At 65.5% G+C, this 14,698-nt stretch carries 16 protein-coding genes; all 16 read left to right on the plus strand.

What is annotated here, in order from left to right:
* The first annotated feature begins 58 nt into the window (after positions 1-58).
* The 16 genes from DIE03_RS20125 to DIE03_RS20200 all read left to right on the plus strand — a co-directional run bounded on the left by DIE03_RS20125 (position 59) and on the right by DIE03_RS20200 (position 14,697).
* The gene (locus tag DIE03_RS20125) at positions 59-772 is read left to right on the plus strand and encodes a phage baseplate assembly protein V (protein WP_124453334.1); all 714 of its coding nucleotides are present in this window, start codon (positions 59-61) and stop codon (positions 770-772) included.
* The gene (locus tag DIE03_RS20130) at positions 769-1,134 is read left to right on the plus strand and encodes a GPW/gp25 family protein (protein WP_017432112.1); all 366 of its coding nucleotides are present in this window, start codon (positions 769-771) and stop codon (positions 1,132-1,134) included. Before DIE03_RS20125 ends, DIE03_RS20130 begins: the two co-directional genes overlap by 4 nt.
* Complete coding sequence (locus tag DIE03_RS20135) at positions 1,131-2,036, plus strand: baseplate J/gp47 family protein (protein WP_124453336.1); 906 nt, start codon at positions 1,131-1,133, stop codon at positions 2,034-2,036. Before DIE03_RS20130 ends, DIE03_RS20135 begins: the two co-directional genes overlap by 4 nt.
* Positions 2,029-2,580 carry a phage tail protein I gene (locus DIE03_RS20140; RefSeq protein ID WP_124453338.1) on the plus strand — a complete coding sequence of 184 codons (552 nt, stop codon included), beginning with the start codon at positions 2,029-2,031 and terminating at the stop codon, positions 2,578-2,580. Before DIE03_RS20135 ends, DIE03_RS20140 begins: the two co-directional genes overlap by 8 nt.
* A 5-nt stretch (positions 2,581-2,585) precedes the next feature.
* Entirely contained in the window at positions 2,586-5,693 is a 3,108-nt protein-coding gene (locus DIE03_RS20145; RefSeq protein ID WP_124453340.1) for a phage tail protein, read from the plus strand.
* Positions 5,690-6,121 (plus strand): tail fiber assembly protein, encoded by a 432-nt coding sequence (locus tag DIE03_RS20150; protein WP_124453342.1) that lies wholly within the window; start codon positions 5,690-5,692, stop codon positions 6,119-6,121. The genes DIE03_RS20145 and DIE03_RS20150 overlap by 4 nt, the downstream gene beginning before the upstream one ends.
* Positions 6,122-6,177: 56 nt before the next feature.
* Entirely contained in the window at positions 6,178-6,516 is a 339-nt protein-coding gene (locus tag DIE03_RS20155) for a hypothetical protein (RefSeq protein WP_124453344.1), read from the plus strand.
* Positions 6,517-6,665: 149 nt separating this feature from the next.
* Positions 6,666-6,848, plus strand: a complete 183-nt coding sequence (locus DIE03_RS20160; protein ID WP_124453346.1) for a Com family DNA-binding transcriptional regulator — start codon at positions 6,666-6,668, stop codon at positions 6,846-6,848.
* The gene (locus tag DIE03_RS20165; RefSeq protein ID WP_124453348.1) at positions 6,826-7,575 is read left to right on the plus strand and encodes a site-specific DNA-methyltransferase; all 750 of its coding nucleotides are present in this window, start codon (positions 6,826-6,828) and stop codon (positions 7,573-7,575) included. The genes DIE03_RS20160 and DIE03_RS20165 overlap by 23 nt, the downstream gene beginning before the upstream one ends.
* 111 nt (positions 7,576-7,686) lie before the next feature.
* Complete coding sequence (locus DIE03_RS20170) at positions 7,687-8,859, plus strand: phage tail sheath protein (RefSeq protein ID WP_124453350.1); 1,173 nt, start codon at positions 7,687-7,689, stop codon at positions 8,857-8,859.
* 29 nt (positions 8,860-8,888) lie between these two features.
* Positions 8,889-9,398: a phage major tail tube protein gene (locus DIE03_RS20175; RefSeq protein ID WP_124453352.1), complete on the plus strand. Its 510-nt coding sequence runs from the start codon at positions 8,889-8,891 to the stop codon at positions 9,396-9,398.
* Between the two features lie 30 nt (positions 9,399-9,428).
* Positions 9,429-9,740: a phage tail assembly protein gene (locus tag DIE03_RS20180; protein ID WP_124453355.1), complete on the plus strand. Its 312-nt coding sequence runs from the start codon at positions 9,429-9,431 to the stop codon at positions 9,738-9,740.
* Complete coding sequence (locus DIE03_RS20185) at positions 9,740-9,859, plus strand: GpE family phage tail protein (protein WP_012327657.1); 120 nt, start codon at positions 9,740-9,742, stop codon at positions 9,857-9,859. Before DIE03_RS20180 ends, DIE03_RS20185 begins: the two co-directional genes overlap by 1 nt.
* The gene (locus tag DIE03_RS20190) at positions 9,856-13,107 is read left to right on the plus strand and encodes a hypothetical protein (RefSeq protein WP_124453357.1); all 3,252 of its coding nucleotides are present in this window, start codon (positions 9,856-9,858) and stop codon (positions 13,105-13,107) included. Before DIE03_RS20185 ends, DIE03_RS20190 begins: the two co-directional genes overlap by 4 nt.
* 13 nt (positions 13,108-13,120) lie before the next feature.
* Positions 13,121-13,549, plus strand: coding sequence for a phage tail protein (locus DIE03_RS20195; RefSeq protein ID WP_124453359.1), 429 nt, complete (start codon positions 13,121-13,123; stop codon positions 13,547-13,549).
* Complete coding sequence (locus DIE03_RS20200; protein WP_124453361.1) at positions 13,546-14,697, plus strand: phage late control D family protein; 1,152 nt, start codon at positions 13,546-13,548, stop codon at positions 14,695-14,697. The genes DIE03_RS20195 and DIE03_RS20200 overlap by 4 nt, the downstream gene beginning before the upstream one ends.
* The last annotated feature ends 1 nt before the right edge of the window (position 14,698 follow it).

Genomic DNA, 14,698 nt, shown 5'->3' on the forward strand with positions numbered 1-14,698 from the left:
CGGCCGCGTACAACCTTTCTAGCGTGCCTCTCTCTCGCGCGCGCGGCATCCTTGCCGCATGGATGATTTTGCTGACCTGAACCGCCGCCTCGAAAGCCTCCTGCGCGAGGGCACCGTGATCGAAGTCGATCACGGTGCCCGCCGCGTACGCGTGGAATCCGGTGGCCTGCAAACCGACTGGATTCGCTGGCTCGCGCAGCGCACCGGCGACAGCGTCACGTGGGACCCGCCGTCCGAGGGCGAGCCGGGGCTGCTGTTCTGTCCGTCCGGCGAACCGACGACGGGCCTCTTTCTCCCTGGCGTGTACTGCGACGGCCACGACTCGCCCAGCTCGAGCCCGACGCAACACGTGCGCGTCTACCGCGACGGCGCACGCGTCCAGTACGACTTCGCCGCGCACGCACTCACCGCCACGCTTCCGGCCGGCGCCACCGTCCAGGTCATCGCGCCTGGCAGCGTCACGGTCGAAACCAAAACCGCAACCGTCAAGGCGAAATCCGTCACGCTCGACGCCGACGATACGACCGTGACGGGCTCGCTGCTCGTGAAGGGACCGCTCACGTTCGAATCGGGCGCGACCGGCAAGGGCGGGGGCGGGGGCGGTGCCGGCGGTGGCGGCCCCGTGATCGAGATTCAGGGCAGCGCGCACTTCACGGGCACCGTGACGGCTGATGGCGACGTGAAGTCGCGAGGCGTCAGCCTTGTAGAGCATCCGCACCAGGCGCAGGGCGAATTCGCCAAGACTTCGAAGCCGATCGCAGGTGGCGCATGAACGGCATGAACGCACGCACCGGCCGCGCGATCGCCGGCCAGGTCCACATCGAGCAGTCCGTCGCGGACATCCTGTTTACGCCGCTCGGCACGCGCGTGATGCGCCGTGAGTACGGTTCGCTGCTGCCCGAGCTGATCGACGGCCCGGTCAATCCCCTGATGCGCATGCGCGTCATGGCGGCGTCCGTGATGGCGCTGGCCCGATGGGAGCCGCGCATCCAGGTCAACCAGGTGGATTTCGGCAGCACCGGCATCGACGGCGGCGCCGTGCTCGAGCTGCAAGGCGAGCGCACGGACGGCCCGCGCGCGGGCACTGCCTTCTCCATGCGCCTGCCGGCGACGAACGGGCGAGGTGCTGCATGAGAACGACGCCGATAGATCTGTCGCAGCTCCCGGCACCGGACATCGTCGACGAACTCGACTATGAAACGATCCTGGCCGAGAAGAAAGCCCGCTTGGTCTCCCTGTACCCGAAGGAACAGCAGGACGAGATCGCGGCCACGCTCGAGCTCGAATCGGAGCCGATGGTGAAGCTGCTGCAGGAAGGCGCATACGAAAAAATGCTGCTGCTCGCGCTCATGAACGAGAAGGCGCGCGGCATCCTGCTCGCGTACGCGAAGCGCAGCACGCTCGAGCACATCGGCGCCCTGTTCGACGTCGACCGCCTGCTGATCTCGCCGGGCGATCCCGACCAGGGCATCGATCCTGTCTACGAGGACGACGACAGCCTGCGCGAGCGCATCCAGCTCGCGCCGCGCGGTTTCTCAGTCGCTGGCCCCGACGACGCGTACGTGTTTCATGCGCGCGCCGCTGACGGGCGCGTGAAGGCGGCGACCGCGTATAGCCCGTCGCCGTGCGTGATGATCGTCACGGTTCTGTCGCGCGAAGGCGACGGCACGGCGAGCCAGGAACTGATCGACATCGTCAAGAAGGCGCTCGAGAAGAAGCGGCCGCAGGCGGATGAGGTCATCGTGCAGAGCGCGAAGATCGTGCCGTACGCGATCCGCGCGACGCTGCGCTTCTTCAATGGCCCGGACCGCGCCGTCGCGCTCGCGGAAGCGAAGAAGAAGACGCTGCAGTTCACCGAATCGATGCACCGGCCGGGTTCCGAGGTCACGTTGGACGGACTGTACGCGTCGATGCGCGTCGCCGGCGTCCAGAAGGTCCTGCTCGACACGCCGGCCGAAGGCGTGCCGATCGCGATCGACCAGGCGCCGTACTGCACGGGTATCGAGCTGACGGACGGTGGGGTGGCCGATGACTAAGCCGGCCGTCTCCCTGCTGCCGCCGAACGCGACCGTGCTCGAGCGGCGCCTGGCCGAAGCCAACTCGGACGTGCTGGACATCCCGGTCGAGATCGACACGCTGATGGACCCGGATCGAATCCCGCTGCGCTTCCTGCCCTGGCTCGCCTGGCACATGGGCGTCGATACCTGGCGCGACGAATGGCCCGAGCAGATAAAGCGCGCACGCGTGAAATCCGCGATCCGGATCGCCCGCAAAAAGGGCACGGCCGATGCCGTGCGCGACGTGTGCGCGTCGTTCGGTGCGAACGTCGTGATGCGTGAGTGGTTCGAGAAAACGCCGCGAGGCGTGCCGGGCACGTTCGAGATCGTGATGACGGTCGGCGCGCGTGACGGCGTGCCGGCCACCGCGCAATACGTCAACGACATCCGCGCCGAGGTCGATCGCGCGAAGCGCGGCACCGCCCACTACACCTTCACGCAGGGATTCAGCATGCACGGCTCGATCGGCGTCGCATGTGGCGTGCGCGCGGCTGTTTATCGCCGCCTCTCTCTCACGGATTAACGAACATGGCTGGAAACCTCATCTACATCACGGACGCCGGCCGCGCCGCACTGGTGGCGCCGGGCAACACCGGGACCACCGCGCGCCAGGTGACGCAGATTGGCCTCGCCACGGCGGCTTTCGTCTTCAAGCCGGACATGACCGCGCTGCCGAGCGAGCTGAAGCGCATCACGACGTTCGGCGGTGATACCGTCGCGAAAGACACGATCCACATCGTGATCCAGGACGACAGCGCGGACCAGTACAAGCTGTACGGATTCGGGCTGTACCTGGACAACGGCGTGCTGTTCGGCGTCTATGTGCAGAACGATCCGATCCTCGAAAAAGCGGCGACCTCGATGCTGCTGCTGGCCGCCGATACCGTGTTCGCGTCGATCGACGTGACGAAACTGGTGTTCGGGCCGACGTCGTTCCTCAATCCGCCGGCGACCACCGAGCGCAAGGGCGTCGTCGAGCTGGCGACGCAGGCCGAGGTCGACGACGGTGCGGACGACACGCGCGCCGTGACACCGAAGACCGCAGCCGCGCGATACGCGCCGCTCGTGCGGCCGCAGCTCACTGGCCCGGTCAGCGTCACGTCGACGGCGACGGACCAGGACGCGCAGCTCGCCGTCGCGGCGACGTCGGGCGCTCTCAACCGTGCGGCGAAGATCCGCTTTCACGGTACTTTCGCTGCCGGCACGGCGGACACCAACGCTCGCCTCATCGCATCGATCCGCGCCGGCTACGATGGCGGCACGTGGGGCCGGGAGTACCTCGACTTCTGGATCAACCGTGCGCCCAACGACTCCAACAGCGACGCGAATCAGGTTCGCGCCATGCGGATCACGTACGGCGGCCGCCTTCTTGTCGGCAACCGCGACGATGACGGCACGAACGTGTTTCAGGTCGCAGGGAACGGCACGTTCTCCGGCGGCATCACCAGTTCGGGCCTTGATGCCGGCGGTGCAAACATCCGACTGCGCAACGGCCGCGATGTCCTGCTGCGCAACGATGGCTCGAACTTCTACCTTCTGCTGACCAACAACAGCGACCCCGGCGCATCGTGGAACGGTCTTCGGCCGCTGACCGTCAACGTCGTCACGGGCGCCGTGATGCTGGACGATACCGGCGCCGGGACGTATGTCGGCGGCCAGCTGGCCGTCAAGGGCATGCTCAACGTCAGCAATGGCCCCAATGAGGCTCGCATGCTGCTCGGCCCGAGCGGCGGATACTTCTTCGGCACCGCGAATGCGGCCGGCTTCTACCTCCCGTCGACGGGCGCGATGTTCGCGTTCGACTTCGCGAAGAAGAATCTGCTCGTCGTCGGGAATGAGGTGTGGAACGCAGGCAATCTGCCGAAGCCGGCCCAGACCACGGGTTTCACCATGTCCGGTCAGATATTGGCCGCCGAGGGAAGTGTCGAGAAGCCCGGCATCTCGTTTGTGAACGACGGCGCGCCGGATACTGGCTTCTTCCATATTGCCGACGGCGTGTTCGCGGTCACGAACAACGGACGCGAAACGATGCGGTTTCTCGCCGGCGATACCAATCGCGTCCTCATCGGACCGCCGGCCGACGACGGCAGCATGTTGCAGGTCAGCGGCAACGCGGTCACGCGTGGGCTGCATCGGTTCGGCAACGGCAAAACGACCGCATGGGCCAACAGCGGCGGTGAATGGGGGTACTTTCGCTCGAACGGCAACGTCTCGGTCGGCAGCGAAGGTTCGACCGGCATGCTGCAACTCGTCGCCGGCAATGCCCAAGCCGCATTACTGGTTCCCGGCGGTCGGATGACGATCGGCCGGACGGATGATGACGGTGTCAACGCGGCGCAGGTAGGTGGAAGCGTGCGGGCATTGAACTACTTCATCAACGGCCAGGGTGTCGGTGATTCTGGCCTGATTGGGATCTACAACGGGGCCAACGGGCCGAACATCGGTTTCTACGGCAGCGCGACAGTTGGCGCAGGTGCCGTCACGTTCAGCACGGGAGGAACCGAGCGAGCGCGCATCAGCGCGGCCGGAAACCTCTTGATCGGGACAACAGCTGATGACGGCGCGAACAAGCTGCAAATCGCCGGCGCGGCGAAGCTCGCAGGTGCCTTGTATTCGGCCGCTGCGGTCATCGACAGCGGAGCTGGTTGGAGCACGATCTACCTGAAGAACGGCGGGAAAAACCGCTGGACGATCGGCAAATCCGATACAGACGATTTCGCACTCAGCGCATTTGACGACGACGGTGTCACGCAGCGTCGCGTACTGGATATTCCGCGCGCCTCGCAGGTGGCCAGTTTCGTGAAGCGTCCGACATGGGCCGGCGCAATTCCTTGGGACAGCATGAACGTCACGCCTCTCGACAAGAACGCCGGGGGCCAAGTCAATGCGAACGTGACGCTGTACGGAGCCGGCGACTACGGGTCGCAGCTCGTCTTCAACTCGAACGGGTACACGCCGCGAATTCAGGTGCAGGCGTCGGCAGCGAAGTGGATGGTTACAAACGGCGCGAATACCGTTGCTAACTTGACAGTCACCGAAGCGGGGACGGTCATCGCGCACGGCGAGTTGCAGGCTGCCGACGGCGCAGTCCGCGTTACGACGGATGGAAACCTGTACGGGAGCCTGTGGGGCGGATGGCTATCGAACCACCTACCGAGCAATTACGTCAGCCGCGCCGGCAGCACGATGTGGGGCCGCCTGACGCTCGCGCGGGATGGATGGGATGCGGACCTTGGCCTACGTGCCGCCGATGGCGCACAGACGTACCTGCGCGCGCGGCGCGCTGGCGGCATTGAACTCATCAACAACGCGTACAACGCAGTCACATGGTCGGTAGACGACTGGGGCACGATGTACATGCGCGGCCAGCAGATTCTCAACACGGACGGGAACCTCTTCTGCTCGTATCGCGGCGCGTGGATGAACGCCATCCTCGACGATCTGTACAACCGCGACAACACGAAGGCCAACGCCGGTGCGCGCGTGCAGTGGGATTCCGGCGTGAACAATTTTGGCACGATTGACCGGCTCAACGGTGCACTGCCTGCGCCGTGGGTCGTCTGCGGCCTGAGCGGTCCGGGCAACGGCACGGCCAACGCGATCACTGTCTACGGCGTAGTTTTGAGGAACCAATGACGAACTCCAACACCATGCTCCACGTCGAGCAAGCGGCTTTCATTCTGGCGAAGAAATTTCCGCAGCTTGCCCGCTGCATCGATTACTGGGTCTCGCACCCGGTTGATGAGAAAACACTGAATCAAACGAAATCGGCATGGGTGCCGATCTGGTATCCGCGCGACATTCCGCAGCCGACACCGGTAGACCTGTTGAACTGGTGGCCGGAATTCGAAGCGGAATACGAACGGACGATCGACGCGCCCGAGCGCGTGCGCAAAGAGCGCGACGCGCTGCTCGTCGAAGCCGATCGTTTGGTCGAGCGCGCGGCGGACGCCGGCGACGCCGATCGCGAAGCCGCCCTTCGGCGCTATCGCTCTGCGTTGCGGGACGTACCGCAGCAGGCAGGCTTTCCGCTCGACGTCGTCTGGCCGCAGTTGCCCGCGTAGTCGCGCATCACCACAAACCGCAGTCCCGTTTCATTTTTTATTTCCAGGAATCGAACATGGCAATCAAGAAAGCACTCGTTCTCGAATCGACCGGCGCGCAGGCGTCCTATCACGTTGTCAGCAACGTCGCGATCGACGCGGCGTCGAAGTTCACGAGCGGGACGATCCAGAGCTACGTATCGGAAGCAACGTTCAAGGCAGGGAAACAGCCGCTGCAGGGCGGCGTCACGATTTTCGTGTCGGGCATGCCGGAAGCCGACGAGGGTGCGTTCGCATACATCCAGCGGCGACTCGTGGAACCGAAGCCCGATGGTGATGCCGGGAATGCGGACGGATCGATGATGTACGGCTCGACCGACCGCTACATGCTGGCCGGCGGCGAATACGTTGCGTAACGCGCCATAGAAAGAAAAGGACGCGGCGACGTGCGCGATGCGGGAACATCGTGCACGCCCCGCACCAGCAGAGCATACCTGCAGGATTGGCCAGGGCCGCGACACCTCTCGAGAGGCGCCGGCATCCTAGCACAGGCAGGAATCACCCCATGCAGGACATCCGATGCGGAAGCTGTAACCGCAAACTCGGCGCCGGCGAATACGTCCGGCTCAACATCAAATGCCCGCGTTGCGGCGCATTGAATATTCTGAGGGCCGCGAGCCCCTTACCCGCAGGCCATCGAGCCTCCGATACAAGGGATTCGCCCCATGCAACACACTCTCACCGCTGATCTGATCAACCGCGTGCACCAGGCAGACGCCCTGAGCGTCATGCGTGCGCTGCCCGATGCCTGCGTCGACCTGGTCTTCACCGACCCGCCCTATTCGTCGGGCGGCACCACGAGCGCTTCGCGCAGCCAGGCGCCGTCGAGCAAGTACATCGGCGGCGACGTGAAGACCGTCTATCCTGAATTCCAGCACGACAGCAAAGACCAGCGGTCGTGGACCTTCTGGTGCATGACCTGGCTCGCGGAAGCCTATCGCGTCTGCCGCAACGAAGCACACCTGGCCTGTTTCGTCGACTGGCGCCAGTTGCCGAGCCTCACCGATGCGATCCAAGCCGCCGGTTTCACCTGGCGCGGCGTCGCCGTATGGGACAAGACCAGCGGCCGCACGCGGCCGCGCATGGGCGGCTTCGCGCAGCAGACCGAATTCCTGGTCTGGGCGACCAAGGGCGCCGTGCGCCGCGCCGACGTGTATCTGCCCGGCGTGTTCTCCGAGCGCCTCGCGCATCCGAAGCGCCATATGACCGAGAAGCCGGCGCAGCTCGCGCGCGACGTCGTGCGCCTGGCACCGGCCGGCGGCGTCGTTCTGGACCCGTTCACCGGGTCCGGCACGTTCCTCGCCGCAGCGAAGGAAGCCGGCTTGAACTGGATCGGTTGCGAACTCGAGCCGAGCTATCACCAGGTCGCGACCGCGCGCCTGGCCGAGCTGGACCAGTTGCCCGTCGCTGCGTAGCCACACCCCGCAGCGGCTTTGGTTGTGCCTTGCAGCTGTACAACCTCCCGCGCGTGATCTCCGCGCGCGCGGAAGGCAATCTTTCGGAAGGCTCACTTCCGGGAGAAAAGCTTGCCTTCTGATTACCACCACGGCGTACGCGTCATTGAAATCAATGACGGTACGCGCCCCATCCGCACGGTCAGCACGGCCGTGATCGGCCTGGTCAGCACCGGCGACGACGCCGATGCCGCCACCTTCCCCGAAAACCGTCCCGTCCTCATCACGGACGTGCGCTCCGCAATCGGCCGCGCTGGCACGAAGGGCACGCTCGCGCGTTCGCTCGACGCGATCGCGGCGCAGACCTCGCCGCTGATCGTCGCCGTGCGCGTACCGACCGGCAAGGACGCGGACGCAACGACCAGCAACGTGATCGGCACGACGACCGCGGACGGCCAGTACACGGGCATCAAGGCGCTGCTCGCTGCGCATACTCGGCTCGGCGTCAAACCGCGCGTGCTCGGCTGTCCGGGCCTCGACACATTGCCGGTCGCGACCGAGCTGGCGACGGTCGCTCAAAATCTGCGCGGCTTCGCATACGTCAACGCTTTCGGTGCGAAAACGAAAGAAGAGGCCGTCGCCTACCGCGCGAATTTCGGTCAGCGCGAGCTGATGACGATCTGGCCGGACTTCGTGAACTGGAACACCTCGACCAACGCCGACGACATCACCTGGGCAACGGCACGCGCGCTCGGCATGCGCGCAAAGATCGACGAAGAGACGGGCTGGCACAAGACGATCTCGAACGTCGTCGTCAACGGCGTTACCGGCATCAGCCGCGACGTGTTCTGGGACCTGCAAGACCCGAACACCGACGCCGGCTACCTGAACAGCCACGACGTCACCACGATCGTGAACGCGAATGGTTACCGTCTGTGGGGATCGCGCACCTGTTCCGAGGACAAGCTGTGGGCGTTCGAGAACTACGTGCGCAGTGCCCAGGTGATCGCCGACACGATGGCCGAGGCGCACCTGTGGGCGGTCGACCAGCCGATGAGCCGCACGCTGATCCGCGACATCGTCGACGGCGTGAACGCGAAGTTCCGCGCGTGGAAAACCGCCGGTTACCTGATCGACGGCGAGTGCTGGTTCGACCCGGCCGCCAACGAGAAGGATTCGCTCAAGGCCGGTCAGGGCTTCCTCGACTACGACTTCTGCCCGACCCCGCCGCTCGAAAACCTGACGTTCCGCCAGCGCATCACGGATCGCTACCTGCTCAAGTTCGCGGAAAGCATCGCCGTTTGACGGCCCGCCACTCACCATAGGAAAACGCAATGGCTCTGCCATCCAAACTGAAGAATTTCAACGTGTTCGAGGACGGCGTCTCGTTCGTCGGCGAAGTGCCCGAGATCCAGTTGCCGAAGCTCTCGCGCAAGATGGAGGCGTATCGCGGCGGCGGCATGAACGCCGAGGTCGACATCGACCTCGGCATGGAGAAGCTCGAGCTGGGCCTCACGATGGGCGGCTTCATGAAGGAGATGTTCAAGACGTGGGGCACGTCGAAGATCGACGGCGTCTCCGTACGCTTCGCCGGCTCCTATCAACGCGACGACACCGAAGAAACCGACGCGGTCGAGGTGTACGTGCGCGGCCGCTACAAGGAAATCGACCCCGGCAAGGCCAAGGCCGGCGACAACGCCGACCAGACCGGAACCATGTCGCTCGCGTATTACCGCCTCGTCGTCAACGGCGAAACCCTGATCGAGATCGACATCCCCAACTTCGTCGAGATCGTCGGCGGCGTCGATCGCCTCGCCCAGCAGCGCCGCGCACTCGGCCTGTAACTCATCACCCGCACCCTCTAAGGAATGACCATGTCCCTGAAACGAACCGACCCGCTGCCCCTCGATACCCCGATCGCGCGCGGCGAGCAAAAAATCGATGCCGTCACGCTGACCATGTCGGGTAGCGGTGCGCTGCGCGGCGTCACGCTCACCGATGTCCTGCAGCTCGACGTCATCGCTCTGTCGAAGGTGCTCCCGCGCATCAGCAATCCGATGCTGACGGAGCAGGACGTGCTGCGCATGGACCCGGCCGACCTGGTCAAGCTCGGCACGGAGCTTGCCGGTTTTTTGGTACCGAACTCCGTGAAGCAGGACGCATCCCTCGAGCCGTCGACGAAGTGATGGCCGACATCGCCCTCGTTTTCCACTGGACGCCCGACGTGATGAACGCCATGTCTCTCGACGAATTGATGACCTGGCGCGAGCACGCGCGCGTCCGCCACGAACGGGGCGATGAATGAGTGACCGTTCCTTGCGCCTCGAGGTCGTCCTCAAGGCGCTCGACCAGGCGAGCCGGCCGATCCGCGAGATCGCCACCAAGAACCGTACGCTCGTGAAGGAGCTGCGCGACTCCCGCGCGCGCCTCAAGGAACTCAACGATACGCAGCGTCGCATCGGCGAGTTCCGCGAGATGCGCACGGGGCTCGCCAACACCGCGACGAAGCTCGCCGACGCGCAGAAGAAGGTCAAGGAACTCGCGAAGTCGTTGCGTGAGGCTGGGCCGCCGTCGCAGCAGATGATTGCCGAGCTGGCGAAGGCGCGGCAAGCCTCGTCGAAGCTCGGCGCCGCGTTCAAGAAGCAATCGGCCAGCGTCGACGAGCTGCGCAACCGGCTTGGCCGCGCCGGCGTCGACACGCGCAATCTTTCCCAGCACGAGCGCACACTGCGCACTGACATCGCCGCGACGACCGGCGCGATCGACGCGCAATCACGTCGCCTCGACGCACTGAACACCCGCCAGAAGCGCATCGCGGACGCGCGCGCCAAGATGGGCGCGACGCGCGGCGCAGCGGCCGAGATGGCGATCGGCGGATATGCCGCGCGCGAAACCGGCTCGCACATCCTCAACGATCTGCGCGAGCCGCTGGCCGAGGCGAAGAAGGTACAGAACGAGCGCGGCCGCATCCAGGCGCTAGGCCTGGGCGACCAGGCGACGCAGGACGCCGAGCGCTACGTGCGCTCGATGAAATCGGTCGGCGTGTCGACGTCCGAGAACATGACGCTGATGCGCGACGCGATGTCGATCTTCGCGGACGAACATCACGCGCAGATGGTCATGCCGACGCTCGCGAAGATGAAGTTCGCGAACGAGGCGATGTTCGGTGCCGGCCAAGGGCACGAGAACGAAGAGAAGTTCATGAACATGCTGAAGGTGATCGAGCTGCGCGGCGGCACGAAAAGCGAAGCGAAGTTCAAGAGCGAAGCGAACATGGTCCAGCAGGTGCTGTCCGCTACCGGCGGTCGCGTCGGCGGCGACGAGTGGCGCAACTTCATCCAGACCGGCAAGGTCGCCGCGAAGCAGATGCGCCAGGACGCGTTCTATTACCAGATGGAGCCGCTGATTCAGGAAATGGGCGGGCATGCTGCCGGTACCGGCGTGCAGGCCGCGTACAGCAACCTGATGCAGGGCAAGACCACCGTGCGTGCGTCGAAGCGCCTGGTCGAACTGGGGCTCGTCGACAAGAAGGACGTCGAGTACACGACGACCGGCACCGTCAAGCGCATCAAGCCCGGCGCGCTGATGCAGGGCGATCTCTTCAACGCGTCGCCGTTCGAGTGGATGGAGAAAGTCCTGCTGCCGAAGCTGAAGGCCAAGGGCATCACGTCCGACGCGAAGATCCTGGAGGAATTCTCCACGATCATGACGAACGGCAACGGCGCGAACCTGTTCGCCACGATGTATATGCAGCGCGAGCAGATTCACAAGAACGAAAAACTGAACCGTGGCGCGTACGGCATCGACAAGCTGCACGAGCTGGGCCAGAAGCAAACGGAAGGGAAAGAGCTGATCGCGCTCGAGAAGGTGCGCAACCTGCGCACCGTCATCGGCGAGCAGGTGCTGCCCGTGTACAACCGCGCGCTCGAGCTGACGACGAGCGTGCTCGAGCGGCTGCTCGGCTTCGCGAAGGAATACCCGAATTTCACGCGCGCTGTCGCGGTCGGCGCGGCCGGCCTCGGCGTACTGCTCGCCGTGCTCGGCACGCTGACAATCGCGCTCGCGGGCATTCTCGGGCCGCTGGCGATCGTGCGCTTCAGCATGTCGATGCTTGGCATTCAGGGCGGCGTCTTCGTGCGTGCGCTCGGCGCCAGCGCCGGTGCGCTGCGCGGCATTTCTCGCGCGGCGTCCGGCGCCGCATCCGGCGTCACCGCCGCTGGCAGAAGCACGCAATCCGCCGCTAGCCGCATTCGCACAGCGCTGTCGGGCGCCTGGCAGGCGTCATCGCCTCGCGCTGCGGCGTCGTCGCTGCGCGCCTACGTCGCGTCGCTCGCCCAGCGCGTGCCGGCCGCGTGCCAGGCCGCGAAGGCGGCGGTTCGGCAATGGGGCGTGTCAGCCGTGACCGCGATGAAGGACGGCGCCGGCGCCGCGCGGCAATACACCGTCCAAGTGTGGCGCGCTGTCGCCGCGCAGGCGGCCGCGACGCGCGCGGCTGCGGCGTCGCGCTGGACGACGGCCCGCCAGTATGTCGCCAGGCGCGGCGCGTCCGGCATGGCCGTCGACGCAGCGCGCGGCGGCCTCAATCTGGTCAAGGGCGGCACGATGGGCGCGATCAACGGCGTGCGTGCTGCCCTCGGCGGCCTGGCCCAGATGTTCCTCTTCGTCGGCCGCGTTGCGCTGATGAACCCGGTTGGCCTCGCGATCACTGCGATCGCGCTCGCCGCGCAGCTGATCTGGAAGTATTGGGAGCCGATCAAGGCGTTTTTCTCGGGCTTCTGGCAGGGGCTGACTGAGGGCCTGCGGCCGCTCGCGCCGATTTTCAGCGGCGTGCTCGCGACGCTCGGCGCGGCGTTCGAGCCGTTGAAGCCCGTGTTCGACTGGTTGGTCGACGCCGTGAAGAGCGCGTGGGACTGGATCTCGCGTCTGTTGGGGCCGGTCGACGCCAGCAAGAAAAGCCTCGACGCGGCGACCAACGCCGGCAAGGGGTTCGGCGCATGGCTCGCCGACATCGTCGTCGTGGCTGCGCAGGCCGCTGCCCGCTTCGTCGAATTCGGCGCCAACATGATGTCTGGCCTGGTCAACGGCATCAAAAGCGGCCTGGGCTCGGTGAAGGATGCGATCGAGTCGGCCGGCGGCAGCGTGATCGGCTGGTTCAAGGAAAAGCTCGGCATCCATTCACCCAGCCGCGTGTTCGCCGCGCTTGGCGGCTTCACGATGGCCGGCCTGGATCAGGGTCTGCGCGAGGGCCAGGACGGACCGCTGTCGACCGTGCTCGAGGTTGGCAAGCGGATCGTCGCCGCCGGCGCCGGCATCGGCATCACGGGCGCGGCGATCGCCGGCGGCGCACCGCTCACCGTCGACAACCGGCCGCCGCTCACGGTCGCGTCGGCCGCTGCCCGCGCGCCGGTCGCGCCGGCGCCGATCACGATCCAGGTATACGCGGCGCCAGGCATGGACGTACAGGCGCTCGCGCAAGAGGTCCGCAATGTGATGCGCCAGGAACAGGCCGCGCAGGCCGCGCGCGAGCGCTCGCGTCTGCGCGATCGGGATTGAAGGAGAGATTCTCATGATGATGGCGCTCGGGCTGTTCGTGTTCAGCCTGTCGACCCTGCCCTACCAGGAGCTGAAGCGCCGGCGCGGCTGGCGCTTCGCGAGCAACAACCGTGTCGGCAAAAAGCCCGCGCGACAGTACGTCGGCGAGGACGACGAAACCATCAGCCTCTCCGGCGTGCTGCTGCCCGAGCTGACGGGCGGCGACCTTTCGCTTGCCGTCATCGAGGCGATGGCCGACCAGCACACCGCCTGGCCGCTGATCGAGGGCACCGGCCACATCTATGGCATGTTCACGATCGACAACATCGACACGACGCGCACGCTGTTTTTCGACGACGGCACCGCGCGGCGCGTCGAGTTCACCATTGCCCTGACGCGCAACGACGATCTCGACATGCTCGGCATCGTGACCGACGCCATCAAGGGGGCAATCTCGCTATGAACCTGTCGGACATCCCTGGCGCCGACCTGGTGCAGAAGGTCGTGATCGCCGACGATCGCGTACCGCGTGCGATCTACTCGATCACGCTCAACGGCAAGAACATCACGAAGAAGTTCGACGGCCGGCTGATCTCGCTGACGCTGCAGGACAACCGCGGCTTCGAAGCGGACCAGCTCGATATCAGCCTCGACGACTCAGACGGCGCGCTCGAGATCCCGAGTCGCGGCGTCACGCTGAAGCTGTCGATCGGCTGGGCGGGCGCGGCGAACGGCCTGATCGACAAGGGCGAATTCATGGTCGACGAGGTGCGGCACTCCGGCACGCCGGACGTGCTGACCATCCGTGCGCGCAGCGTGGATCTGCGCGCGGGCCTGTCGATCAAGAAGGAACGGTCCTGGCACCGGCAGACGGTCGGCGCGATCGTGCGCGCGATCGCCAGTCAGAACAAGGTCGAGGCGCGTATCAGCAAGGCGCTCGACGGGCAGCTCGTCGACCACATCGACCAGACGGCCGAGTCGGATGCCAATCTGCTGTCGCGCCTGGCGAAGATGTTCGACGCGATCGCCACCGTGAAAAACGGGCTGCTGCTGTTCATCAAGGCCGGCGAGGCGACGACCGCGAGCGGCAAGCCGCTGCCCGCCGTCACGATCACGCGCGACGTCGGCGATCGCCACGAGTTCGGCGTCGCCGATCGGGACACGTATTCCGGCGTGCAGGCGTTCTACCTGAACACGCGCACCGCGAAGAAACAGTCGACCACCGTGAAGCGGCGCCGGCGTCGCACGACAGCGAAGAAGAAGCCGATCGACAAGAGCGGCGATGTGCTGTTCGGCACGGCCGAGAACGTGAAGACGCTGCGGCATACGTACGCGAACAAGGCGAACGCGACGCGCGCGGCGAAAGCGGAATGGGAGAAGTTGCAGCGCGGCGTTGCAGAGTTCAGCATTGTGCTGGCGCTCGGCCGCCCCGAGCTGATGACTGAATTACCTGTAACCGTGCGCGGTTACAAACGTGTCATTGATGATTGCAACTGGATCATTGCGCGCGCTACACATTCGATCGATGGTAACGGCGGATTTACATCGGACCTCGATCTAGAGGTCAAGGCGAGCGAGGTGCCGGAGATCGACACCTCGGATGGGACGTGAA

The organism is Burkholderia sp. Bp8992 (assembly GCF_003853705.1).
Lineage (GTDB): Bacteria > Pseudomonadota > Gammaproteobacteria > Burkholderiales > Burkholderiaceae > Burkholderia.